This window comes from Thalassospira sp. (genome assembly GCF_002709775.1).
GTDB lineage: Bacteria > Pseudomonadota > Alphaproteobacteria > Rhodospirillales > Thalassospiraceae > Thalassospira.
Window position 1 is genome coordinate 1 of record NZ_PAQR01000050.1, and the last position, 25166, is coordinate 25166.

27 protein-coding genes are annotated in these 25166 nt (G+C 55.3%); 9 read left to right on the forward strand and 18 right to left on the reverse strand.

Annotated elements, in window-relative coordinates:
- Window positions 1-245: 245 nt before the first annotated feature.
- The 7 genes from CMO10_RS15865 to flgB form a co-directional block, all read right to left on the reverse strand.
- Window positions 246-2249, reverse strand: a complete 2004-nt coding sequence (locus CMO10_RS15865; RefSeq protein ID WP_297024106.1) for a methyl-accepting chemotaxis protein — start codon at window positions 2247-2249, stop codon at window positions 246-248.
- Between the two features lie 211 nt (window positions 2250-2460).
- On the reverse strand, window positions 2461-3531 hold the full coding sequence (gene flhB / locus CMO10_RS15870; RefSeq protein WP_297024107.1) for a flagellar biosynthesis protein FlhB: 1071 nt from the start codon (window positions 3529-3531) through the stop codon (window positions 2461-2463).
- Window positions 3532-3581: 50 nt separating this feature from the next.
- On the reverse strand, window positions 3582-4346 hold the full coding sequence (gene fliR, locus CMO10_RS15875; protein WP_297024109.1) for a flagellar biosynthetic protein FliR: 765 nt from the start codon (window positions 4344-4346) through the stop codon (window positions 3582-3584).
- A gap of 65 nt (window positions 4347-4411) precedes the next feature.
- Entirely contained in the window at window positions 4412-4681 is a 270-nt protein-coding gene (gene fliQ, locus CMO10_RS15880; RefSeq protein ID WP_297024111.1) for a flagellar biosynthesis protein FliQ, read from the reverse strand.
- A gap of 183 nt (window positions 4682-4864) precedes the next feature.
- Window positions 4865-5188, reverse strand: coding sequence for a flagellar hook-basal body complex protein FliE (fliE, locus tag CMO10_RS15885; protein ID WP_297024113.1), 324 nt, complete (start codon window positions 5186-5188; stop codon window positions 4865-4867).
- Window positions 5189-5233: 45 nt separating this feature from the next.
- The gene (gene flgC / locus CMO10_RS15890; RefSeq protein ID WP_297024115.1) at window positions 5234-5641 is read right to left on the reverse strand and encodes a flagellar basal body rod protein FlgC; all 408 of its coding nucleotides are present in this window, start codon (window positions 5639-5641) and stop codon (window positions 5234-5236) included.
- A 23-nt stretch (window positions 5642-5664) separates the two neighbouring features.
- Window positions 5665-6063 (reverse strand): flagellar basal body rod protein FlgB, encoded by a 399-nt coding sequence (flgB, locus tag CMO10_RS15895; protein WP_044829526.1) that lies wholly within the window; start codon window positions 6061-6063, stop codon window positions 5665-5667.
- Window positions 6064-6345: 282 nt separating this feature from the next.
- On the opposite strand from flgB, the gene csrA reads away from it, so the two are divergent.
- The 5 genes from csrA (at window position 6346) to fliP (ending at window position 8974) form a co-directional block, all read left to right on the forward strand.
- A complete protein-coding gene (gene csrA / locus CMO10_RS15900) occupies window positions 6346-6612 on the forward strand; it encodes a carbon storage regulator CsrA (RefSeq protein ID WP_297024117.1) in 267 nt (88 codons plus the stop codon).
- Window positions 6613-6842: 230 nt separating this feature from the next.
- The gene (locus CMO10_RS15905; RefSeq protein WP_297024119.1) at window positions 6843-7259 is read left to right on the forward strand and encodes an EscU/YscU/HrcU family type III secretion system export apparatus switch protein; all 417 of its coding nucleotides are present in this window, start codon (window positions 6843-6845) and stop codon (window positions 7257-7259) included.
- Entirely contained in the window at window positions 7256-7591 is a 336-nt protein-coding gene (gene fliT / locus CMO10_RS15910) for a flagellar protein FliT (protein ID WP_297024121.1), read from the forward strand. Before CMO10_RS15905 ends, fliT begins: the two co-directional genes overlap by 4 nt.
- Before the next feature lie 181 nt (window positions 7592-7772).
- Window positions 7773-8159: a FliO/MopB family protein gene (locus tag CMO10_RS15915; protein WP_297024123.1), complete on the forward strand. Its 387-nt coding sequence runs from the start codon at window positions 7773-7775 to the stop codon at window positions 8157-8159.
- Window positions 8156-8974, forward strand: coding sequence for a flagellar type III secretion system pore protein FliP (gene fliP / locus CMO10_RS15920; RefSeq protein WP_297024125.1), 819 nt, complete (start codon window positions 8156-8158; stop codon window positions 8972-8974). Before CMO10_RS15915 ends, fliP begins: the two co-directional genes overlap by 4 nt.
- Before the next feature lie 318 nt (window positions 8975-9292).
- On the opposite strand, the gene CMO10_RS15925 is transcribed toward fliP, so the two are convergent.
- The 11 genes from CMO10_RS15925 to CMO10_RS15975 all read right to left on the reverse strand — a co-directional run bounded on the left by CMO10_RS15925 (window position 9293) and on the right by CMO10_RS15975 (window position 21914).
- Entirely contained in the window at window positions 9293-10561 is a 1269-nt protein-coding gene (locus tag CMO10_RS15925) for an NAD(P)/FAD-dependent oxidoreductase (protein ID WP_297024127.1), read from the reverse strand.
- Between the two features lie 242 nt (window positions 10562-10803).
- Window positions 10804-12123 (reverse strand): SEL1-like repeat protein, encoded by a 1320-nt coding sequence (locus CMO10_RS15930; RefSeq protein ID WP_297024129.1) that lies wholly within the window; start codon window positions 12121-12123, stop codon window positions 10804-10806.
- Window positions 12124-12222: 99 nt separating this feature from the next.
- Entirely contained in the window at window positions 12223-15717 is a 3495-nt protein-coding gene (locus CMO10_RS15935) for a tetratricopeptide repeat protein (protein WP_297024131.1), read from the reverse strand.
- A gap of 2 nt (window positions 15718-15719) precedes the next feature.
- Window positions 15720-16445 (reverse strand): OmpA/MotB family protein, encoded by a 726-nt coding sequence (locus CMO10_RS15940; RefSeq protein ID WP_297024133.1) that lies wholly within the window; start codon window positions 16443-16445, stop codon window positions 15720-15722.
- Window positions 16442-17305 (reverse strand): flagellar motor protein MotB, encoded by an 864-nt coding sequence (locus tag CMO10_RS15945; RefSeq protein ID WP_297024136.1) that lies wholly within the window; start codon window positions 17303-17305, stop codon window positions 16442-16444. Before CMO10_RS15945 ends, CMO10_RS15940 begins: the two co-directional genes overlap by 4 nt.
- An 11-nt stretch (window positions 17306-17316) precedes the next feature.
- Window positions 17317-17958 (reverse strand): protein phosphatase CheZ, encoded by a 642-nt coding sequence (locus tag CMO10_RS15950; RefSeq protein WP_297024138.1) that lies wholly within the window; start codon window positions 17956-17958, stop codon window positions 17317-17319.
- A 35-nt stretch (window positions 17959-17993) separates the two neighbouring features.
- Window positions 17994-18380 (reverse strand): response regulator, encoded by a 387-nt coding sequence (locus CMO10_RS15955; protein WP_008890394.1) that lies wholly within the window; start codon window positions 18378-18380, stop codon window positions 17994-17996.
- 219 nt (window positions 18381-18599) lie between these two features.
- Complete coding sequence (locus CMO10_RS15960) at window positions 18600-19328, reverse strand: MotE family protein (protein ID WP_297024140.1); 729 nt, start codon at window positions 19326-19328, stop codon at window positions 18600-18602.
- Window positions 19329-19482: 154 nt separating this feature from the next.
- Window positions 19483-20181 (reverse strand): DUF6468 domain-containing protein, encoded by a 699-nt coding sequence (locus CMO10_RS15965; protein WP_297024142.1) that lies wholly within the window; start codon window positions 20179-20181, stop codon window positions 19483-19485.
- Complete coding sequence (fliM, locus tag CMO10_RS15970; RefSeq protein ID WP_044829538.1) at window positions 20181-21332, reverse strand: flagellar motor switch protein FliM; 1152 nt, start codon at window positions 21330-21332, stop codon at window positions 20181-20183. Before fliM ends, CMO10_RS15965 begins: the two co-directional genes overlap by 1 nt.
- 42 nt (window positions 21333-21374) lie before the next feature.
- On the reverse strand, window positions 21375-21914 hold the full coding sequence (locus tag CMO10_RS15975; protein WP_052657665.1) for a flagellar basal body-associated FliL family protein: 540 nt from the start codon (window positions 21912-21914) through the stop codon (window positions 21375-21377).
- Window positions 21915-22180: 266 nt separating this feature from the next.
- Here CMO10_RS15975 and CMO10_RS15980 point away from each other — a divergent pair, with 266 nt between their 5' ends.
- The 4 genes from CMO10_RS15980 (at window position 22181) to flgA (ending at window position 25136) form a co-directional block, all read left to right on the forward strand.
- Window positions 22181-22339, forward strand: coding sequence for a hypothetical protein (locus CMO10_RS15980; RefSeq protein WP_297024145.1), 159 nt, complete (start codon window positions 22181-22183; stop codon window positions 22337-22339).
- Between the two features lie 70 nt (window positions 22340-22409).
- The gene (flgF, locus tag CMO10_RS15985; protein WP_297024147.1) at window positions 22410-23168 is read left to right on the forward strand and encodes a flagellar basal-body rod protein FlgF; all 759 of its coding nucleotides are present in this window, start codon (window positions 22410-22412) and stop codon (window positions 23166-23168) included.
- Between the two features lie 66 nt (window positions 23169-23234).
- Window positions 23235-24020: a flagellar basal-body rod protein FlgG gene (gene flgG, locus CMO10_RS15990; RefSeq protein ID WP_044829540.1), complete on the forward strand. Its 786-nt coding sequence runs from the start codon at window positions 23235-23237 to the stop codon at window positions 24018-24020.
- A 108-nt stretch (window positions 24021-24128) separates the two neighbouring features.
- Window positions 24129-25136 carry a flagellar basal body P-ring formation chaperone FlgA gene (gene flgA, locus CMO10_RS15995; RefSeq protein WP_297024148.1) on the forward strand — a complete coding sequence of 336 codons (1008 nt, stop codon included), beginning with the start codon at window positions 24129-24131 and terminating at the stop codon, window positions 25134-25136.
- Window positions 25137-25166: the final 30 nt, after the last annotated feature.

A 25166-nucleotide genomic window follows, 5' to 3' on the forward strand; every position in this document is an offset into this window, starting at 1 on the left:
AGCCCCCGAAACAGCACGCGACCGCCTTTAACGACAATAACTTAACAAAATAGTCTATACTTTTAGCTGCTTATCGCCCGACTGGCTACCGGCAAGTTTATCGTCCATCACGCCGCCCGACAATCGCGACAAAACAGTCCGTAATTCCCGCCAGATACGCGAAAGGCAGGAACCGGAATTGGTCCTGCCTTTCACACATTTTCTTTTGGCGTGCACCAGAACACCCCATGACGCGTAAGGCCGCGTTAGTTGCTCAGGCGTTTGACCTGCGCATCGTCAAGTTTGGTTCCATCGAATTCGACACTGATACCGTCTTCATTGGCATTACGCACGATGGCACGCACCGGAGCGCTCACACCGGGCAGATCAAGTTCGATTCTGGTGCCCGAAGCAACATTGTCATTGCAGACAAGATGCGCACCCCGTTCCGAGATGTTTTCAAGCCGTGCTTTGGACGTTTTGCCACCAAACCGGATAGTGACCTCCCTGGAAGACGGATGACGCTTCGATGAACGGCGATCCACATCTGTGGTCGAGGTCCGGACAACTTCGACCAGCACATTGCGAAGATCGCGCACAGCTTGTGCAACCTGCTCGGAAAGGCCTCCGACTTCAGCAGCGAGTTGCCCGGTGCCAGCGGCTTCAGTAGAAACCTCGTTAATCCGCGCAGACACCTCACGCGATGCCTGAGCCGTTTCGTTGACATTGCGCGCGATTTCAGAAGTCGCGGCACTCTGTTCTTCAACAGCAGCCGCAATCGCGGTCGAGACTTCATCCATTTCGTGGATTTTCTCGGCAATGGTTGCCACCGCGCTGACAGCAGAATCCGTCACCGCCTGAATTTCAGCAATCTGGCGGGTGATTTCATCGGTCGAACGGCTGGTCTGGGTCGCCAGGTTTTTGACTTCCTGCGCCACAACCGCAAAGCCCTTACCGGCGTCACCGGCACGGGCAGCCTCGATGGTTGCGTTAAGAGCAAGCAGGTTGGTCTGTTCAGCAATACCGGAAATCAGTTCAACAACTTCACCGATACCGCGAACGCTATCGGCCAATTGCGAAACGGTTGCTTCCGTCGAACGGCTGGCCTCAACCGCATCTTCGCTGACACGGTTGGCGCGCGAAATTTGACCATTGATTTCCCCGAGCGAGGAATTCAGCTCCTCGCCTGCACCCGCAACAGCTTCAACTGTTGCCAATGCCTGCTCAGAAGCCGCAGCTACGGTCTGGGAGTTGCCCTGAACGAGATCAGCAGAACTCGACATCCGCTGGGCAGCTTCGGCGAGTTCGCCAGTCTGACCCGAAATGGTATCAACCACGCGGCGGGTTTCGCTTTCGACGCGTTCCGCCATTTCCCGCAGCGATTGACGACGCTGCTCTTCGGATTCAAGCCGGTCCGCTTCCTGCTGCTCACGCATTTTCAGGTTATTCAGACCGGTTTCGCGGAACACATGCATGACGCGCACCAGATCGCCGACTTCGTCATTGCGATCAGATTTGGTCAGTTTGACATCGAATTTGCCATCAGCCAGTTGGCCAAGCCTGTCAACGCTTTCAGCCACCGGTGCTGCAATACGACGATGCATGACCCATGCGATCAAGGCGCAGATAATGATTGAGGCAATCGTCACAGACGTTGTCAGCATAAAGACCGACTCAACGTTGCTTTCTAGACCACTCAGCTTGTCGACAAGTGAGGTTTCAATTGATCGGCTAAAGGTATCGGTAAGCTCGACCGCGGCTTCGAGTGCGCCAGCAAGACGAGCCGCCGTCGCATCAAAGTCACCCATGATCTTGTTGCCAACCTCAGGGCCGCCATCAATATAGCCCTGCGCCATTCTTTTGCCCGTGGTGTAATAATCCGGGAATGCCGCTTCAATCTGCTTAAGGGCCGCCAGAAGCTCAGTCTGACCGAGCTTTTCGCTAAGCGCTTTTGCCGTTGCCAGATTTTCGGCGAGACCTTGCGCAGCGGCCTCGGCTTCGTCAAATCCGTCATTAAGACCGTCAAGCCCACGGGTTGCCGAAATATCGGTTAACCACTGCTGAACCTGAATAACGTTGTAGCGTGCACCCTCGATCGCCTTGATGAGATTTGGGACATCCGTACTGGCAACGACGCCGATTTTGGCCGCTTCGTGAGTCGCCTGCCGACCGGCTGTATTTACAACACCTATACCAACGGCAACGGCGATCAACATGACGACGATGATCGCGTTCGAAAGGGCAATCTGCCCGGCAATCCTCAATTTCATCAAGGTATTCCTACTCGAAAAGCTGCATTACTGAACACTGGACTTAATCTGATTCGCCATACGTATAGTGTCGACAACACGTAATGGGAACCATTAATTTTAAAATACTACCAAAGCGGCAGTTGTATATTGATCTAGATCGTTGCAATCAAAAATTATTAAAAGGTGCTAATGGGACGTTTTGCCGGATTTATTTGGCCTGCGAGGCCGATTATCCCAGCTTTTTGCCGCGCTGGCGGAACACGAACGAGATGATCTCTGCAACGGCTTTGTAATGTTCCGGCGGGATTTCCTGATCGATCTCGACGGTTGCAAAAAGCGCACGGGCAACCGGCGGGTTTTCCATGATCGTGATGTCGTGTTCTTCGGCGACCTCACGAATTTTAAGCGCGACGTTGTCCTGCCCCTTGGCGATGCACATCGGTGCACCCATGGTATCGATGTCATATTGCAGGGCGACGGCAAAGTGCGTCGGGTTGGTGATGACCACGTCGGCCTTGGGCACGTTTGACATCATGCGCTGCTGGGCGCGTTCCATCCTGATCTGGCGGACCTTTGCCTTGATCTCGGGACTACCTTCGGTCTGCTTGTATTCGTCCTTGATCTCCTGCTTGGACATTTTCATTCTCTCGTTGAACTCGTACTTCTGATAGGCAAAGTCGAGCCCGGCGATGACCGCCGTCAACGAGATGGTCGCAATCAGCAAGATGATGATCATGTCGTAAAGACGTTCAAGCGTCCGACCGAGCGATTGCTGCGGATAAAGCTCGACATCAACCAGTTCAGGCATCACCACAAGCGCCAGAACGACGGCAACAAGGACGATTTTGCTGATATTTTTGGCGAACTCGACCAGACTTTTCATCGAAAACAGGTTCTTGAGCCCCTCAAGCGGATTGAGCTTCTCCGGCTTGGGCTCAAGACGCTCGGCAGCAACGACGACACCGTTCTGAATGATGTGGCCAGCAGCAGCAAAAAACACGAGAAGAACAAACGGAATGCCCAACACCCACAACATGCCCAGAAGGACATCCTGAAACAGGTCTGGGAACCCTGCCTGCGACACATCAAATGTGTGAGGATGAGCAAGAAAACCAACGGCAAGATCACGCACACCAGCCGCCATGGTCGGGCCGAGCATGATCATGACAAGACCACCGCCGAACAGGAGGAAGAAGTTTCCAACCTCTTTGGAAACCGCCACCTGACCTTTTTTTCGCGCGTCCTCAAGCTTTTTACTTGTGGGGTCTTCTGTCTTTTGGCTGTCGTCTTCTTCTGCCATTGGGAAACCCATACTGGGCAATACGGGGCAAAATGCCGCCCGTCACTGCCTTACGGATTGAGGAACGCCTCAAGCCCGTTCTCGAAATATGCAAGATAAACCATCATCATGGATGGCAGGGCCAAGGTCAACAAAAGCAATGCAATCGCGATTTGCACAGGCATCGCGACAAAGAATACCGGCAATTGCGGCATCAGCTTATTTAGCAGGCCAAGTGCAACCTGCAAGCAGATTGCCACCACCAGAAACGGCGCCGACATCTGAGCGGCAATGATAAAACTGTTATTGAGTGCATTGGCGAAAAATTCGCTCATATCGCCAACCGGCAAAACACCGCCGGGCGGGAACAACGTATAGCTTTCAAACACCGCCTGGATCATCAGATGATCCATCCCGGTCGCAAACAAAAGAACAAGCCCGACCTGCATAAGAAAATTGCCCGTCACCGCACTTTGTGCACCCGACAATGGATCGGCGGTAAAGGCGTTCGCCATAGAGGACAGATAGGCAATGATTGACCCGGCAGTCTGAATCCCGGCCATCATCACTTGGGCAAACAAGGCAAAGAAAAGCCCGACAGTAACTTCATAGCCGATCCCGACCAGAAGTGACGCTGCATCGGCAGGTTGCGGCGGAAAAAGTGGCCCGGCCAGTGGCGAGATCACAACCGCCACCCAAAAGGCAAAGAAAAGCCGCGCGCGCGCCGGCACTGCACGGGACCCGATACCGGGCATAAAGGCAAAGGCCGCCCCCACCCTGGCGAAAGTCATCAGGACGACGTAAACATTCAGCGTAAGAAGTTCTTGAAGATCCATGTCGTCTTCGACTGCCTTACATATTCACGCGGGCAAATTCACGCTGGCGTGCGCCGGGGTTAACGCTAATTGGGCAACCCGATAAAGTGGTCGACCATCCGGCCCATAAATTCGATCAGTTCTGTCATCATCCATGGCAGCAAGACCAGAAGGGCCGTAAAGATCACCAGAATCTTGGGCACGAAGGTCAGGGTCATTTCCTGAATCTGTGTCAGGGCCTGAATCAGAGCAATGATCAGACCGACCCCAAGCGCAATCAGCATGAGCGGCGTGGTGACTTTCAGCAGTGTCCACACCGCGTCATAGGCCACGTCCATGATTTCAGCTTGATCCATCGGGTCTTCCTGTTTCGCCGTCTTGTCATGCGGGCCGCATCGGGCCTTTATCCTTCATACAGGATTTATCACGGGGTTTGCCATGATTTCCTGACTTATCAAACGCTTCCTTGTGCATTTCCCGGAAACACAAAAACCGCACGAAGGATCGCGCGGCTTTCAAAAAATGTCTGCAAATATCGATCAGACCGGCATGTTGAGAATGCTCTGATAAGCTTCCACTGCCTTGTCACGGACCGACACCACGGTACGCAGGGTTACTTCGGCGGCAGAAACCGCCGTTACAACTTCATGCAACTCGGCATCACCGGTAATGGCCTTCTGGGTCATCTGTTCACTGACCGCCATGGTATCACGGGCATCATGTGCCGCCCCCTTGACCATGTCGGCAAAACTTTCCCCCGGGTTCACGGACTGGCCCGTACCGGTTACGGTTTCCGTAACGGTGTTGGTCTTGCCTGCGGCCGCATTGCGGTAGGCAGAAATGGCATCGTTGAATCCGACCATGGGTCTCAATCCTTAAACGTGTTCTTGCCCGGGTATATCGTCTGCTTACTGCAGGATATCAAGGGTCTTGAGCAACATGCTGCGCGATGACTGGATCACATTGAGGTTGGCCTCATAGGAGCGCTGTGCTTCGCGCATATCCATCATCTCAACCAGCGTCTCGACGTTCGGGGTCTGAACGTAACCCTGATCGTTTGCCGCCGGATGGCTTGGTTCGTATTTCATACCAAAATCGGAGCGGTCCGGCATCACCTTATTGACCTTGACCATCTCGGCACCGATTTCGCGGTCCATGACGTTCTTGAAGGTCAGAAGCTTGCGGCGATACGGATCCTGGCCTGGTGCTGTCGGCAGGCTGTCTGCGTTGGCAACGTTTTCTGCCGCGATCCGAAGACGCGTACCCTGTGCGCGCATGCCAGCAGCAGAGATTTTGAAAGCCTTGTAAAGTTCCATGGTTCTTACTCTCTACTTACCGGTTAGCGGCCGAGGGCCGAAATGAACATTGTTTTCTGTTTGGCATACAGACGGGTCATGGTCTGATAATCGACCTGGTTTTCGTTCATCTTGACCATCTGTTCTTCAAGGATGACGGCGTTTTTGCCCGGCGCGACTTCATAGTTCTTGCGCACTTCCTCGTCCTTGAAGTTCTGCGGTTTGTTAAGACCCTGACTATGGCCCGGCGTCGTCGCCTGCATCGCAAGGATGAACTGGCGGTCGCGGCCGATATTCTTCGGGTCGAATTCCTTGAGATCATTGGCGCGGTAGTTTGGCGTATCGGAGTTGGCGATATTCTGCGCGATGACTTCCTGACGCTGTGTCAGCCAGTCCATCTTTTCCTTGAGGTTGGCGAACATGCCAAGTTTGCCGATATCCATTTCCTGCTCCTTGTCTGCGCATTGACGAGTATTGGGTGCGCGGGTAAAGCCGAAGTTAACGTTGCGCCCTGATCGGGGCCGGAATTTCCGAAGGGCCGTTTTTGCCGCCCCGTTCATTCCTGCCAACACAAATGCACGTAGCGTGCCAAACATAAAAACAGCGTTGAAATCGCCCGTAATTCGTTCTAATCACTGCGGGCACTAGACCCCGCCTATGAAACCGGGCATATTGGGCGCGTCTGATGAATAATTGTCATCAATCTATCAAAACCGGGAACTTGCATGCTCTATCTCACACGAAAAGTCGGCGACTCCGTTGTCATTGATGACAATATTGAAGTCACTGTCGTTGAGGTGCGCGGCAAGACCGTGAAGCTTGGCTTCACCTTCCCCGAGGATGTGCAGGTCCTGCGTCGCGAACTTTATGACCGCATTCAGGAAGAAAACCGTTCGGCCGCCGTCAGCGAAGACCTTATTCGCCATCTTGGTACCGTCGGATCATCCGATAAGGCCGCATCCGAGAAAAAGAGCGATTCCAACGAAGACTAGGCATCCCGGCCTGCTTCGCACCCTCGTCCTTTCGACCATCCCCTGTCTTTTCCATGCCAACCCTGCCGGACATCCGTGACTGTCTGCGGGGATTTTGCTGATCTCAACGCATTGGTGAAATGGCGGTGTGGTCGACAACGATTTGTTGACCATCTTGGGTCTATGGTCGACGCTATTGAGGTCAGATACCATGGACAGACAAGGCAAACCGTCCTGAATTGAAGGACCGAATGAACGGGAAAAAGCCCACCTATGACATTACCGACAGCCCGGCAAGCAAGACGGAAAATCTTGCCGCACCGGGCGCGCATGACCAAAAGGCCGTCGCGCTTCGGTATCGGCATGGGCGGGACAATGCCCCAACACTAAGTGCGAAGGGCGAAGGCAGCGTCGCGGAACAGATATTGCAGGTCGCCTTTGCCAACGGCATCAAGGTCCGCAAAGACAGCGACCTCGCCGAAATTCTGATGGCGGTTGATGTGGAAAGCGAGATCCCGCTGGAAGCCTTTGCCGCCGTCGCCGAGATTTTGAACTATATATACCGGATCAATCGCATTTATGGCGGTCCGTCGCGCAGCCAGTCCGATCCCGAAGATCAGGTCATGGCCACACCACAAGATGACGTAAACGGGGAAGGCCTATCATGAGCCCAGAACAGTACAAGCCCGATCAGTTCAAGAACGACCTGAAACGCGTCCTGTCCCTGATCCGCACCGGACAGCGATATCTGGAAGACGGCAAGGTGGTCGAACTGTCCGCCCTTGAAAGCCGTATTGCCGATCTGTGCGAACAGGCCCGCACCCTTGCCCCGGAACAGCGCAAGGAAGTCGCCCCGCTGCTGGCATCCCTGACCGAAGAACTCGGCCAGTTCGAAAGCCAGATGCAGCAGGAATATAGCGATATCCAGCGTCAGCTTCGCGGCATCAGCAACACCGCACAGGCAACAAATGCCTATGCTCAGGCCGCCCGCACCAAATAGGAAATTCATCCAAGACACTAAATTGAAACGGCCTATGAGGACTCCTAAGGGGATGGGTCATCGGGATGCTGCCTTGCCTGACCTTCCCGGGCACGGTAAACAGAAATACCAAGACAGGTGATCATTGCGGTGATCAACCTGCTATCAAGCGACACGGGTTGTAGACGGGGAAAACTGCCTGATGGAACTAAGCGCCTATTTCCGGTTTGTTGCCGCCCTGCTTTTTGTGCTGGGGATCATTGGCGTCTTTGCCCTTCTTGCACGGCGGTTTGTGCCCGGTGCGCGCAACATCAACCGGCGCGGCACCAAACGACGCCTGTCCGTCGTTGAAGTCGTCCCGGTCGATACCAAGCGCCGTCTGGTTTTGCTCAAGCGTGATGACACCGAACATCTTGTGATGTTGGGCCCGAATGGTGACACCGTGGTCGAACGCAATATCGGCACCCATTTCAGCGAAATCCTTGGTGATCAGAACCGATCAGACGAAACCCTGTCGCCTGAGAGTACCGAGATTGCCATCGACGCCACCAAAGACGTCGCCCCGACTGACAGGAATGCGCCTGCATGAACCGTGATATCCCATCAGCCCGCACCAAGGATGTGAAACCGGCAAAGGCCGGATGGCTAGCACCACGCTGGCTGACACTCTGTGCAATCTGGTCGCTGATCCCGCTGATCGCGATCCTGGCAGGCGGCGATACCGTTCAGGCGCAGACATTCAACTTTGATCTGGGCGACGGCCCGGGCGTGACATCATCAGGCCGCCTGATCCAGCTGATCGGCCTGATCACGGTTCTGAGCATTGCGCCCGCCATCCTGATGATGGTGACGTCCTTTACCCGTATCATCGTGGTGCTGAGCTTGCTTCGAACGGCACTCGGTATTCAGCAATCACCGCCAAACCAGGTTCTGATCAGTCTGGCCATGTTCCTGACCCTGTTCATCATGATGCCGACATTGGAGCGCGTCTGGGACGAGGGCCTGCAGCCGATGATCAATGGCAACATTGATGAATTCGAAGGGTTCGAGCGATCCGTCAAACCGGTTCATGACTTCATGATGACCCAGGTGCGCGAACGCGATCTTCAGCTGTTCGTCAATCTGGCAGGGATCGAGGAAATCACATCCCCTGACGACATCCCGCTGCGCTCCCTGATCCCGGCTTTCATGATCAGCGAATTGCGCCGTGCGTTTGAGATTGGCTTCCTGCTGTTTATTCCGTTCCTGATCATCGACATGGTGGTTGCCAGTATCCTGATGTCGATGGGTATGATGATGCTGCCGCCGGTTATTATTTCCCTGCCATTCAAACTGATCTTCTTTGTCATGGTTGATGGCTGGTATCTGATCGCCGGATCACTGGTCGAGAGTTTCGGCGGTTAGAGCCTATCCCCTCTCGGTTTCTCAGATTTTGTTTTTGTTTGGCGTAGCGTTTGGCAAGGCACAGCGCACCGGACGATGCGGCGCATCGTACAAGCGGTGTAACGCAGCGAAACGTCGCCAAACAAAAACCCGGAGGGCCGGGAGATTTTTCTGTCCAGCCGCGTCAACGATCTTGAATGTAGCACCGCTACGTTCTGCGATCCTTTCCTAACTGGACAGAAAAAGTTCTCCGGCAAAATCAAGAAACCGAGAGGGGATAGGCTCTGTGCCGGCGGGCCAAAAACGCCAAATACCAACCAACAACAAAGAAACCTGATCTCAGCTTTCGAGATGATCGCGCAGGCGATAATACCAGATCGCAATCGTCGCATAAGCGCGGTGCAGATCATGCGCATAGAGCGGCTTGATATCGCGGAACCGCAATGGCAAAGGCGTATCGGGTGTCAGAAGGTTATCGGCAATTGCCTTACCGAGCGAAGTCGACAGCGCCACCCCGCGCCCGTTATAGCCAACAGCCATCGTCATGTTTTCAACCGGTCGATGGATATGCGGGAAATGGTCATAGGTCATGGCAAGCCGGCCTGACCAATAAAACTCAAGTGGCACCGACTTCACCCACGGATAATAGGTGTGGAGTTCTGAGATGATTTCCTTGAACCCGGCACGATCCTTGGGATCCTCAAACGTCCCGCGCCCACCCAGCATCAGTCGCCCGCCCGGACCGATACGGAAATAATTGCCAATACGGCGGGTATCGGAGACCGGCGTTTTGGTCGGCAAGGTCGTCGCCAGTTGCTGTTCGCTGAGCGGCGCTGTCGCCACCTGAAAGCTGTTTACCGGAATTATGCTTTTGCGAAGCTTGGGGAACAGGTCCCCGGAATAGGCATTTGTCGCCACCACCAGATGATCGCTTTTGATCGTGGCGACGCCAGCGCCGATCTCGGCATGCCATTTCCCGGAAATGCTTTTAACCCGCTTTACCGGTGCCGGGGCAAAGACCTGACAGCCTGCCGCCTGTGCGGCACGGGTCAGCCCGCGGATATATTTCAACGGATGCAACTGCCCTGCCCGATTATCAAGCCAGCCACCAACAAGGCGCTCACTGCCGGTCATTGCCTGAACTTCTGCGGTATCGAGCATTTTGACATCCGCGCCGCGCGATTGCCATTCGCGCATGCGGGTTTCAAGCCAGCCCAGATGATCACGTTTGACCGATCCCTGTATCCAGCCACTTGGTGTCGGGTCACAGTCAATGTCGTGTTCCTTGATCAGATTAAAGGTCGTCTCGGCGGTTTTGCCTGCGAACTCGGTCGAGTATTCACCATAAAGCTTATCGATCTTGTCAGGGTCATGCTTAAGCCCCGGAATGACTTGCCCGCCATTGCGACCTGATGCCCCAAACCCAGGACGTACTGCATCGACCAGAATGACCGATGCGCCGCCCTTGGCCAGTTGAAGCGCGCAGGACATGCCGGTAAACCCGCCGCCGATAATCATGACATCGCAAACGTAATCGCCTTCTGGCTGCGCTGTTTCGGGGGCGTCACTGGCGGTCGCTTCCCACAGCGATGTCAGATCATCTTTCATGTGGACCTCGGTGGCTTGGCCTTACGGCTGGTGGCAGGAGATGCAGGGTGTTAACAGTGTGATTTCAAAACCTTAACTCAAATTCCAGCTATATCAATACATTCCTTTAAACTGATAAGCAGGACACACGGGAATCAGCGGCACCCAAAGGCTGGCATGGCAAATAAAAAAGCCGTCTGCTACGCAGAACGGCTTTTTGGTCTTCCCTAGACTTGGGCATTGGTGCCCAACGGTATCCGGTCCTAGCCTTTTTGGCGGCCGGATTTGAAAACATCCTGTTCAAGCGGCTTGAGGCCAAAGCTGCCCCGACGCGGCGCCGGATTTTCGGCCACGTATTTTTCGGCCAACTGACGTTCCCGCTCGCTCATGCGGGCATGAATGGCGCCCATTTCGCGCTGTGCCTGACTGCCTTCGGTCGGTGCCGACATTTTCAGCCAGTAATAAGCCAGAACATTGTCCTGTTCGACGCCGCTGCCAATTGCATAAAGACGCCCAAGGGCGGCCTGACCGTTGGCAGAGCCTTTACCCGCCGCACGCTCGTACCAAGTTGCGGCACGTACCATATCAACCGGCACGCCAAGGCCATGTTCATACATCACCCCGATCAGGTGATAGCCACCGGGATGGCCAAGCTCGGCCAGGTCCATGGCAAGATCAAGCGCATTGGCGTAATCGGGTTCGCGATGTGGCACACCGAAAATCTGGATCTGCGTCATCTGGTATTTCGCAGACGCATCTCCCTGATCAACCGCATGGCTCAGCATTTTCCAGCCACGGTTAAACAGCTTCAGATCCGATGAATGACAGAAATACATCGCAAGGTTTGCCTGCGCATAGGCATCGCCTTCGCTTGCGGCAAGTTCAAACCAGCTGATGCTTTCCGCAATATTGCGTTCTGCGCCAAGCCCAACACCAAGTGCGTAGCCAAGGGCTGATGCGGCCTCGACACTGCCAGCACGGGCGGCGCGCATATTGAATTCGAACGATTTCGACGGATCGCGACGAACGCCACGCCCTTCGAGATAAAGGTATGCCAGAACACTGGCAGCTGACGGGTCATTCAACTCGCTTGCACGTTCGAAATAGCCAACGGCCTTTTCGTCGTCCTGCGGCACACCCCAGCCGTTCAGATAGCAAACACCAAGGTTGTAAAGGGCCGCGACCGAGCCGAACTCGATGGCCTCTTCAAACCAGTGGGCGGCAGTTTCGGCATTTTCCTGAACACCAAGCCCCTTGGCATAAAGATAGCCAAGGTTATTGGCCGATACCGGGCCGCCAGCGGTGGCTTCTTCGTTAAACCAGTAGGCCGCTTCGCGATACCATTGCTGGCCTTCGCCAAGATCCTCGGCAACGCCGAGTCCCTTGCTGCGCATATAGCCATAGCAAACAGCGGCAAACGCACGGCTTTGGCGGTGAATCTGGTCAAGGATACGGCGGGTCGCGGACTCATCACGCGGCATCCCGTCGCCCTGATAATGCTTTTGGGCAAGCGAAAGCTGGGCGAAAATGTCCTTTTCGACATTCGCCTCATCGTAATAGACCATTTTAAGTGCACGATCCATCACAGCACTACACTCATCACCGTTCCAAAAAAGCCAACAGAATCATGGCACTGCCACCCATCACGGGCGAAATGCGTGCCACGATATATTTATCGAACGTTAATTTATAGCACTAAGCTGCGACTTTTCCAACTGGTCTCGATAGGTTGCGAGGAATCCCTTGAACTCCTCGACCTCATCGACCCGGTCGGCAAGGGTCCGATAGTCAATCAAGCCCTGTGTCGGCGATGATGTAATCAGGCTGAAAGCCTCGGCATAGGGGCTTTGCGCCATCACCTCGCCATAGCGGCGTTTAAGCATATTAAGCGTGCGCTCCTGACCGGCCATCGCGAGGTTGACCGCCCAGTTCAGCATAAAGCGCCCACGATCATCCGAGATGCCAGCCGGATCAAACGGCTCCTCGCCGACCAGACGCTGGAATGTTTCGGCCGCAGACATATAATCCTGTGTCGCGCGGTAATGATCGATGCGCAGCAATTCGGCATTGCGCGAATAATCGCCTTCAAGCGTTGCGACGGCCTCGGCCCCACGATCGGTATCAAGAAGGGCGCGGGCGCGCAGATGACGGCGTTGGGTCGCCAACTCATCAGAAATCCCGTCAGCTTCCGTTTCATCGATGGTGCGAATGGTTTCTTCGGGCTTGCTATCAAGAAGATAAACCAGCGCGAGGCGCGCCCCGACACGGGCCTCTTCAACGCCGCTCAGACGGAAGTTGACCTGGTGTTCAAGCAGCTCCTCGGCGCGTTCAAACAGCTCGACATCAACCATCCGGTCTGCCAGGCGGCGGATAAGCTCATCACCCTTTTCGCCAGCCGGGGTCAGTTCGCGGAACTCGTCATAAAGTGCAACCGCCTTGATCGCCGAGATATTGTTGATCTCGTCGCCGAGATAGAGGTTCTCAAACGTCTTGTGCATCATGTCGGTTGCTTCGGTCGCCACTGGCATGTTCGGGAAGAAGATCGCGACCTGCCGCAGGGTATTGAGCCCGTCGCGGAAATCCTTGTTTTCGATCTGCAATTCGCCGATGCGTTTCAGCAGCGCCATCTCGAACGCATCGCCGCGCCAGGCAAAACGCAGCTTCTGAAGTTGTTCGATGGCATCTTCGACTGTCAGGCGTTCAAGGCGCATCAGAAGTTCTGTACGATCAAAGATCGCGTGCGCGCGTGCCTTGCGGTTATCGCCTTCGGCGACCTGATCCCAGGTCGATACGGCCTGTTCAAGTTCGCCCGCCTCTTCTTCAAAGATACCCTTGAGATACTGGATATCCATGATCTTGCTTTCGGAAAGCCCCGGGGTGACCAGCATCTTTTCGATCATGTCCATGCCCGCTTCGGGGTTGCCGACGATCAAGGCCTGCTCGGTCGCAATCGGCACGATCCGCGACAGCAATTCTGGCGGGTAATAATCAAGGATATGAACACTTTCGAGAAGATCACGCGCACCTTCATTCGGCCGTCCACGTGCGGCGAGGGTCACCGCACGCCACAACTGCATTTCGGGAATTTCGCGCAAGCGATCATCCTCAAGCAAGCGCTCGGCCTCTTGGTAATCACGGTTCAGGAACTTGACGGCGGCCTTGAGTGCGCGGAACTGCAGGCGCTGGGCAATCAGCGGATCGTCATGTTCCATGGCGGAAATCACAGCATCGGCTTCCGGTCCCAGACCGTTGGCCAGATAATACTGCGCAAGATCCAGACGGGCATTGTTGCGGTGTTCATCGCCACTTTCGGCAACCTTACGACGCAAGCCACGGATCACCTTGTTGTAGTTATCAAGACCACCACGACGCCAGTCATCAAGTTCGAAAATAAGCCCCTCGCGCCCGTCACCGGTCCGCGACCGCACCCCGGTTGCCGAGGCCAGCAACCGTGCGCCTTCGGGAGAAATGTTAAGCCCGTCTGCAGCCGTCACAATCACCGCACGGCCATCATCGCGCCCGGCAACCTGAACGCTGTCATTCATCGGTGCGACGACAACACCCTGAACCGACGGCAGAACTTCAAATTCCGGATAACGTAGCGCAACCTCGATACCATAGCCGTTCTGGGTGGTCGTGGTCACGCGCAGCGTATCGCCCACTTCCGGGTCATCAATCGGAATAATCGGCCCGACATCATCCAACGGCACAATCAAGCGTGCGCGGGTCTGTTCATCAAGCTCGATCGACGGGCCCAGTTTTTCAACCGGCTGCATGATGCCCTGCTGCATGGTCACACGCCAATCGCCCGTTTCGCCAAGCGTCGTGTAAAGGCCGATCCCGTCCGGGATGGTCATGCGCACGATGGTGGCATAGGGGCTTTCGATCTGTTCGATCACGCCGATGATCTGGGCTGCTTCCTGACGCACGGTATCAAGATTGAGGTTGGCGCGCACATCAAAGGCCATCCACAGGAACCCGGCACGCGACCAGACAGCCGCCCCGCCCGGCTGCCCGAACGGGAAGCCAAGCGAAAGTTCGGTTGCTGTCTGATCAACCGTGACAACGAGATCACCGATGCTTTCACGCTCAACCGGGGCCTGCCCGTTGGTACGAACGGTGCTTTCGGCATCCTGAGCTGCCTGTGCCAGTGCTTCGGGCGAGTTGGGATCAACTTCAGCACCCTCTGTCACCGGGCTATCGGCATTGGCCGTCTCTGTAGCGCCATCTGCGGGCGCGTCTTCACCCGAAGCCGTTTGCGCGGGCGCTGTCGGTGCGGCCGGGGCCGGTGGTGCTGGTGCGGTTGCCCCGCGATCTGGTGTCGGGCTTGTCTGGTTTTGTGCGGTGGTGGTTGCCGGGGCGCGCTGCACACCCATGATATCGACCACGACCTTGTTACCGGACCGGAAATGGCGCAACTGGCGTGCCGGGGTTGTGTCGATCACCACATCAAGCGGATTGGTGCCGTCCTGACGGATCCGAACCCCTTCGGGCAAACGCCGCGAGACATCGCCGGCATTGATCCGGGCCGGGGCATCAAAGGCGATGGTTTGTGATCCTTGCGCACCTTCAAGCACGTAATCCGTGCGGTTTGGCCAATCAAACACCAGACGATAGAAGGTCGGATGACGCCCGACACGCACATCAAGCTCGGCAAGGTTTCCTGCACTGTCATCGGCAACCGTTTCGACCGGGGTGGTCGGGGCTGGGGTGATCGCCGGGGTTTGATCATCCTGGGCTGGGCGTGTCGGCGGGGTTGGGACAGCAGGCGGCTGTGCATCGGGCTTATCAAGGATATCAAGCACGACATTGCTGCCGACATTAAACGCACGCACCTCGAAATCATCGCTCAGGACAAAGGCGACGGTGCGACCATCCGGGTCAAAAAACGCATCGGAGATATAGCGTGAAACAGGCGTCAGGACGCCGCGCAAAGAGGCGACCAACGGCTGATCGAAGCGCACAACCAACTGATCGCCGATGATTTCGGCGGTGTAGTCGACCGGCTCGTTCCATTGCAGAACAATTCGTCCATAACCGTTATGTACCCCGGAGCGGATAATGACAGGGTCCGCCACCTGGGCTATTGCAGGACGCATTCCGCTGATGGGCAAAAACATTGCCGTGGTGGTCGCAATCACGACCGCCAGCAGGATGCGCACGGCAAGTTTCGCCATACTTACGTGCCTCCGATCCCGCTTCCCCCATGAGGCTCGATTACAATGTCGACCCGACGCGCCATCGCAAATCGCGCCTCCTCATCCAACAATTGAGGAAGCTGGTCGTACCTTGATGCCGCAAATCCGTAAATATTTATGTAATCTGTGTAACCGGATTGCTTTAACTCGTTGGCAACAGCCCCGGCACGGGCCAGCGAAAGTTCCCAGTTCGATGCATATTGCCCGCGACCACTGAGCGGTCGCGGATCCGTATGGCCCTGCACACCAATACGGTTACCGATATTTCGCAACACACCGCCCAGCACAAACAGGGCCTGCTGCGCCTTGGGCGTCATGTCCGAACTGCCCGCAACGAACAAAATATCGCCCGGAAGCGAAATCACCAGCTTGTCGGCTTCGCGCGACATGCGCGCATCGCCCAGAACCGGGTTATCATCAATCGCGTCGTCGATCACCGCACTCAGGTAATCAAGGTTCATCGCCGGTTTGCGATAGACGCGCGGGATATTCATGTTCGCCATCGGCTCGTCGGTATCTTCGACCGGCGATGGCTTGATTGATTGCGACAAAGCGTCAACCACCTCGTCCCAGCGATCGATCTTGACCTTGGACATGGCAAACAGCATCACAAAGAATGTCAGCAGCAGCGAAATCAGATCTGCCAGACTGAGCATCCAGGGCGGTGGCCCCTTATGTTCTTCCTTGCGTGGTGCGTCGTCGCTCATCCGCCACCTCCCGATGCTTGGGGTCCAAGCGGGATCGGCTGGGAAATGGACGGCTGTGCGCCACCATTTGCCGGCGGGATCATGAATTGCTGGGGTGCGACGGCCCCCGCCTGACCGTTACCGCCACCATTGGACGGGGTCGACGCAGGGATGGGTGATGGCGTTTCGGTTGCGCCGCGTTCAATCGGCTCTGGCGGCTCTTTCGGGCCAAAGTTCCAGAAGAAGCGGAATGTCACGATGAACGGGTCAGCCCCCGGGTCAACACCAACAAAGAAATGATCTTCGGGCGCGCCAACATCAATCAGTTCGCGGGCGAACGATCCAGCCTGGGCGATCTGCAGATTGTTTTCGATCTGGATCGTGCCCTTGTCTTCGATCTGGCTGCCCATGACCATTTCCATCTCGTACGACGCATAGCCTTCCTCGTCGGCCAGCACTTCGGCCAGCTGCCGCATGAAATCGGCCTGTCTTTCGCGGATCAGGATGGAGTTGTTATCAAACAGCTGATCGACATGCATGATAACTTCCATCAGCTTGCCCGGCTGAATAACTTCGACCCGGACCACCTTGATGGCGGTTTCGAAAAGATGCCCGAGCTTGTCCTGGGTTTCCTGTGCGGAAACCGTCGGCCCCTCGATTGAGGTCACCGTTTGCAGACTGGTTGTCGGCGGAAGAATGGCTGCAAAGGCCGAGGAAAGGCTTTCCTGCACTTCGCGGGTTTTGACCTCTTCAAAGGTCGAAATGGTATTGAGAAGAATGAAGAAGGCAAGCAGCAGAAGATAGAGCGCCAGAAACAACGCCACCGCCCCGTTCGCAGGGGGGGATGGTGGTGTCGGTCCGTCGTCCTCTATCTCCGCCATGATAACGCCACTTAGTTAAACATCGCGTCGATGTCGGCCTGCGTTACGCCTTTTCCTTCAAGCTGCGGGCCGTTCAGCAAAGCTTCTTCGCCTTCGGCTTCCTTTTTCTGCCGCGGGTTGGCAGCAGCATATTTGGCAATCTCGTCGCCAAACGCGGTCACAAGCCCTTCGACACGTTCTTCGATGGATTTCAGGGCCTTGATCACCTTGGTGGTGCGCTGGCCGGTGATATCCTGGAAGTTACAGGCTTCGTAAACGCGCATGGTGGCACCGGTTACGATTTCAGCCTGCTCGGGTGGCAAGGTGGTTGCGAATTCCTCAAGCGCGTCCATGGCGTCAAGGATTTCGTGGGTTGCCCCGGCTGTCGCATCAACAATCGCATCGAGCTCGTCGGTTGCGTTGGGGATGTATTCGGCCTTGATATCGTCCGGGCGAAGGGATGCGATTTCCGATTTCATCTTGCGGATGATGCCGGAAAGTTCATCAAGTTCGCCAAACAGGCGTTGCTGATCGTCGGACGGCTTGTCACCCATGAAGCGCGACAGCTGATCCATCAGCTCAGATAATTGTTCAACCTTCAGGTCGTCGCCATCAAGGCGCGCCCGAAGGTCGTTCAACAATTGACGAAGTTCGTCTTTGGACGATTTAGACATAGCGGTATCGCGGGACGTGTGCCCCGCGCTCCTGATCAGAAATCACCAATGACAGTCTTCATCTTGCCTTTCAACGTCTCTGCGTTGAACGGCTTCACGATGTAGTTGGAAACGCCTGCCTTTTTCGCCATGACAACGTTTTCGGTCTTGGCTTCAGCGGTGATCATAATGAAGGGCATGTCCTTCAATTTTGCGTCTGCGCGGACTTCTTTCAGAAGCTGGAGACCGGTCATCGGTTCCATGTTCCAGTCAGAAATCACGAGGCTGAACGGTGCCTCACGCAGTTTGCGAAGCGCCATGCTACCATCGGTCGCTTCTTCGATATTCGTAAAGTTGAGCTGCCGCAGAAGGTTACGGATGATACGCAACATGGTTTTGTAATCATCCACAATCAGGATCGGCATATTCGGATCGACGGCCATTCACAACTCCATCAGCTATCTGATCTCCCACGCCTGCCTACCATACTTCCGCATAGTGACAAGGCCCCTAATAATCGTGATGTACATATTTAATATTGGTTAATCAAGATGTTTAACCCACGATTAAATTCGCCACCACGTTGTCTTCTCTCAAAATTTCTCCCCACAGGCCACTCTTTCCCATTCGGGCCGTGCGGTCAATCTTTTGCAACAGTGCCGCTATTGCAGCGGCAGCATGTTGATATCCTGTTTGTAGGCCAGCTCAGACGTCAGCGCGCGTGCCCGATCCGGCGTCATTTCCGACAGAACGGCGGCCGTATTGGCCTCGCGCATACCAAGAGCGACCTGAAGCAGGATATCCATATCGAGATCGTTCCAGATGCGCGCAGCATCTTTCGGCTTCATTTTTTCGTAAACGCTGATCAGCTTCTTGATGCGATCGTCTTCCTGCGCTTCCTTGGTTTCGCCCAGACCTTCGATGGCCGATTTCAGGGATTTCATCTCCTCGATCTTGGCATCGATGCGGGCTTCGGCAGCAGCAATCAGGCTTTCGCGTTCGTCAAGGCGCTGTTCCTTGCGATCAAGCTCGCCACGACGCACCGACAGGTTCTGCAAAAGGTCAATTTCTTCCTGGGTAAACAGGGTCGGATCCCCGCCCAGCATCGGCGGCACATTAGCATCCCCGGTAACACCGTCAATCGGCTCCCCTTCCATGGTAAGCCCTTCGGGGCTATCAAGGCCGGGATCGCCGTTTTCCGGGGTGGCTGCCTGTTCGGCCGCGGGATCGGGTGCTGGCGCCTGCGCCTGGGCCATCTGCACCATGCTCACACCTGTTTTCTCCGCAGACTCAGTGGTCGCAGAGTCAGACGAAAACAGGTTGACCACCCGCATCGACAGCACCATCACGCCGACCAGTACGACCAACGGCAGAATACGCACACCTGACATTCACACACCCAAGCATGTAGGCACAAAGTGCCCATGCTCCTTCTCACTTGAATTCTTTCCACATTCCGACAGAACGGGGTCCTGCCCTTTAGATAAAAAGAAAACTCATAATCTCAAGACCGCAACCCCCGCAAAACGCGTTGTTTGCGACTTCTTATCGAACCGAACGCAGCGCGGCCAGCAATTCACGTTCCGCTTCCGAGCGACCGGCATCTTCATCCTGATCATAGGGATCAGACACGTCAGCCCGGCTCCCGCCATATGATCCACCAGAACGTGCTGGCTCTTCACGGTCATAACCATCATCGGCCGGGCCGTTTGATCCACGCTCAATCTCGCCCACCATACGTGCGGCAAGTTCTTCAGCGCGGGTTTCAACCCCGACACGGTCACGATCATCAATCACATCGTTGCGGTCCTTGGCCCCCATCATGCGACCCAGACCGGCATTGGCAGAACCACCGGATTTCGGCGCATCAGCAGCCCCGGATTGAACGCCCTCGCCAGCAGCACCAGAAGTCCGGCGGCCGGAATTAACGTCGCGCGCAGCCTTTTCAAGGCGGTTGGCGATGCTTTCACCGCGATCAACCATGAAGCTCAGATCTTCATTCAGCGCTTCTGCCTTTTCGATGTCTTCGCGCAGCTTTTCACCGGAATGCTCCGCCATTTCCTTAAGTGCGGTGATCGACGTTTCCGCGCGCTCATTGGCTGCATTGAACGCCGTCAGGAAGTTCTGCATGTCTTCGCGGCTGCGCCGAAAGGCCGCAAGCTTGCGGTTCAGAATAATCGCGTACACGATCGTCGCCACCAGCAGAACGATCATTACGAGATCCAGATAGAACGCGAAGTCCATCACTTGTCTTCCTCGTTTAAGCGCGCACGATCACGAACCTGAATGGCAATCCTGTCACCCTTGCGCCCCATCAACCCCTTGAACAGGGGAACATCCCCGCATCGCACCTCGACCGGCGAGGTCGGACTGGTATTAAGAACCAGTCGGTTACCAACTTCAAGGTTGATCACATCGCCCAGCGCCATGATCTGCTCGTCAAGGACGGCCAATAGATTAACATGGGTCTGCCAAAGCTCGTTTGCGAGGTGGTTTTCCCAAATGGAGTCACGACCGAACTTCTCACCCATGAACATCTGAAGCAGAAGTTCACGAACCGGCTCCAGCGTCGCATATGGGATCAGAAGCTCAAGCCGGCCACCGCGGTCTTCCATGTCGATACGAAGCTTTGCCACGATGGCAGCGTTGGCATGACGGGCAATGGTCGCAAAACGCGGGTTGGTTTCAAGGCGCTCGAACCGGAAGGTCACCGGGCTCAGCGGATCAAATGCCGCTGACAAATCACCCAGAACCACATGGATCATACGTTCGACAAGGTTACGTTCAATCGTGGTGTAGGGACGGCCTTCAATACGCATCGCAGCCGTACCGCGACGACCACCCAAAAGAACGTCCACGATCGAATAGATCAGTGCCGAGTCAACCGTCAGCAGCCCGTAGTTATCCCATTCCTCCGCCTTGAACACGCCAAGCATGGCCGGCAGCGGGATCGAGTTCAGATAGTCACCGAAACGCAAGGACAGAATGTTATCGAGCGAGACTTCAACGTTGTCCGAGGTAAAGTTACGAAGCGAAGTCGACATCATACGCACAAGGCGGTCAAACACGACTTCCAGCATCGGAAGTCGTTCATAGGCCACCATCGACGAGTTGATGATCGCCTGAATGCCTGACTGGTCACCCGCACCCGAGCCGTCATCAAAGCCGAGAAGACTGTCAATTTCGTCCTGGTTCAGAACGCGCGCAGATGTGCCACCGCCCATGGCTTCGGCCATATCATCGCCGCCGTCACCATCGTCGCCATCATCATCGCCGAGCATGGATTCCCATTCGGCGGCCATGTCCTCGCCGCCGTCGTCTCCACCCTCGTCATCGCCGCCTGCCATGGCTTCCCATTCAGCGGCGAGAGCATCATCATCTTCTTCATCAGCCATCAGCGATTGCTTCCTGAATTTGGCATTCGGGCCGCTACAAGATTATTGTACCAGCATTTCCTTGAACAAAACGTCGTTAATTTTCGCGGGTTTGGCAGCAGCACTTACCCGGATCAACAGCTCTTCGCGCAGCCTGAACATGCCTTCGGACCCGGATAGATCCTCTGGACGCAGCTCGCGAAGGTAAACCTGAAAGTTGTCAACAATGCGCGGCATCATCTGTTCGACCTGCGGCAGCATCCCCTGATCGGAAACTTCCAGACTGACGCGGATCTTGAGGTAACTCTGTTTTCCGCCACTGGTATTCAAATTGACAAGAATTTCCGGCAGATCGACGAAGCCAACATTTTCCGGAACGCCGGGGGCTTCTTCGATTGAGTCTTCGGTAATGACTTCCTCGGTCTGCTCGCCGCCGCCACCGGTCAGCATGTCGATCACTGGCTGCAACAGGCCCGTGAAATACGCCGCCGCAGCACCGCCAAGCAACAGCAGCACAAGCAGAATGACCACGACCAGCATCTTCTTGCTGCGGCCACCGCCACCACCATCGTCCATTTCTATTTCGTCGACGTCGTCACCCATCGCTTCGCGAATTCCTGCCTGTGAAGTTCTGTCTTCTGTATCCAGCAAACACTGTGCCGGATTAAAAGCCATAACGCTATCACGTTAAAAATCTGTTGCGTTTCCGTCCACTGGCGATTTGCCAACCCCGGAAATTTTGCCTTTCCCCGCCATATGTTCAGCCCCGAGCGCCAAAACAATAGCCAGCCCATACCCGTCGGAAGAAATTGCCGGATAACGTCCGTGCACCACAGGAACCCGAAGAGGCGGGCTTCCGGAGACCGGTCATGACGACAGAAGAGCACCCTATCATCGCGCGTTTTACAGCAAACCCGGCAAACCTTTGCCAGCACCACACGGCGGCTTCGGCACTTTCTGCCAAATCGCATCCAAATCACGCCCGGCAACAAATGCCGAATTCAACATTTATATCTTTAAATCAATAACTTAATCAAATTGGCACGCGGCTCGCATTCCTGATGGACAAGATTTCGGTCCTGAAAGGGAAACTCGACCATGGAAAACGTTTCATATATTGCACTGTCCCGTCAGAAGACGCTGCGCAGCATGATGAACAACCTGTCGCAGAACATGGCAAACATGAACACGACCGGTTACAAAGAGCAGCGCATGATGTTCACTGACTGGATCGCAAAGAACAAGGATGCACCGTTCCGTGGTGAACGCGAAATTTCTTTGGTTCAGGACATCTCGCAATATCGCAACACCACCGTTGGTACCATTGAACATACTGACCGTCCGCTTGATGTGGCACTTAGCCAGCCGGACATGTTCTTTGCCGTCGAAACGCCAACCGGTGTGCAATATACCCGTTCAGGTAACTTTTCCCTCGATCCGGGTGGTCAGCTGATCACCAATGACGGCTATCCGGTTTTGAGCGATGCCGGTCAGCCGATGTTCTTTAACGAGGCCGATGGCCGGATCGAGATCAAGGGTGATGGCACCATTTCCACCGATATCGGTCAGATCGGCAAATTGCAGATCGTGACCGTCGACAACGTTCAGGAAATGACCGTTACCGGCAACACCCTGTATCGCGCTCCTGAGGGCGACAATAATCAGGACGCGGTTCAGATCGTCGAAAACCCCGGAATCGTTCAGGGGGCATTGGAAAAATCCAACGTCAATCCGATCAGCGCCATGACGCAGATGATTGACGTTCTTCGTACTTATCAGTCGGTCAGCCGAACTCTCGAAAGCGAGAACGAGCGCCAGCGTAACATGATCAACAAACTCGGGGATGTCCGCGCCTGATAGGCCGCCGGAACCCAACCGTTAAGAATTCAAGCGCAGATCCTGCGCAATCGAAGGAGAAGACAGATGCGGTCACTTGATATCGGCGCCCTGGGCATGCAGGCACAGTCCACCAACGTGGATGTGACCTCGCACAACATCGCCAACATGACCACCACCGGCTACAAGCGCCAGCGCGCAGAATTCCAGGACCTGCTTTATCAGGATCTGCGTCGCGCGGGCTCGCCGTCATCTGATACCGGAACCATCGTTCCGACCGGTGTTCAGGTTGGCCTTGGTGTCAAAACCGCTGCAATCGGACGCTATATGGGTCAGGGTTCGCTGACCATGACCGAGAACGAACTTGATATCGCAATTCAAGGGCGCGGTTATCTTCAGATCGACCTGCCGAGCGGCGAGACCGCCTATAGCCGTGATGGTACGCTGAAACTTGATGCCAATGGCGCTTTGGTAACCAAGGACGGCTTTGCGGTTCAGCCTGGCATCACGGTTCCGGCCAATGCCCGTTCGGTGACAATCAACTCCAGCGGTGAAGTTTTTGCCGAGATCGATGGTCAGGTCGCGCTTCAGAACCTTGGCCAGATCCAGCTTGCTACCTTCATCAACCCGCCGGGCCTGAATGCGCTTGGTGACAACCTGTTCCTTGAAACAGAAGCATCGGGCCAGGCAAATGTCGGCGCGCCGGGTGATGTTGGTTTCGGTACCGTGCAACAGGGTTATCTTGAATCATCGAACGTTAACGTGGTTCAGGAAATCACCAACCTGATCAAGGCACAGCGTGCCTATGAGATGAACTCGAAATCCATCTCGACCACCGACGAGATGATGAGCGCAGTCAGCAACCTGCGTTAATTTCTGGCTTAAGAAGCTTTTGGTTTGCGCAAGTCGCTGTCATTTGACTGGCGAACTTGCGCAAACTGTATTTACGCGATGTATACCGTTCCGTGGTATAGTAGGCGGATGAAGATAAAGAACGTAATCCTAGCTCTCGCGATTTTGCCCGCACTTGTGTCTCTGAGCTTTCTGACAGAGGGCGCATACGCGCAATCGTCGCAAGGCAGCAATCTGCGCAACAATCAGCAGAACGCTTCTTCTATCTTCCTCAAACCCGATGCACTGGTCGAAGGCGAATACGTGACCCTTGGCGATCTGTTTTCCGGGATAGATCCACAACAACAGGACATCGCTGTTGCCCACGCGCCACAGCCTGGCAAGCAGACCATTCTGGATTACCGTTGGCTATATGGCATTGCGCAGCGCCATAATGTTGAATGGCGCCCCCGCACAACTGCCGATCAGGTCCTGATTACCCGCGCAAGTCAGGTTATCACGATTGATGAAATTCGTGATTCAGTTGAAGTTGCGCTGGTTGACCATGGCATCCAACGCCCGTTCATTGTCGACCTTTCAAGTGATAATTTCCAACTCCACCTTCCGGTTGATGCAAAGGCCCTTGTTGATATCACTGCGCTTGAGATCAATTCACGCACGCAGCGCTTTGTCGCCAGCGTCACCACCGGCGCCCAGACAGCCCAACAACGCACATATCGCATCAGCGGCAAATATTACCCGCTCACCAGTGTTCCGGTGCTGGTCGAACCGGTTTCGCGCGGCTCTGTCATTCGAGCCGATCAGGTGGAATATCGCGATTTCCGGTCCGAACGCGTTCCGGCCGGTGCCATTCGCGACATCAATGACGTGATCGGCAAGGAAGTCACACGCCCGTCCAACCCCAATGAACCCTTGATGTTCCGGGATTTGAGCAACCCTATTCTGGTTCGGCGTGGCGCGCTTGTCATCATTCGCCTTGTAACAGCAAATATGGCTCTGACCGCACGCGGCAAAGCGATGGAAAACGGATCGCTCGGTGATGTCATTCGGGTCGTCAACCAGTCGAGCAACAAGACCATTCAGGTCGAAGTCGTTGCTGAAAATGAAGTGCGCGCCCTACCCGCCATGTCGCAGTAATCTGCACGACTTCGCACGGTTTCACTCGGC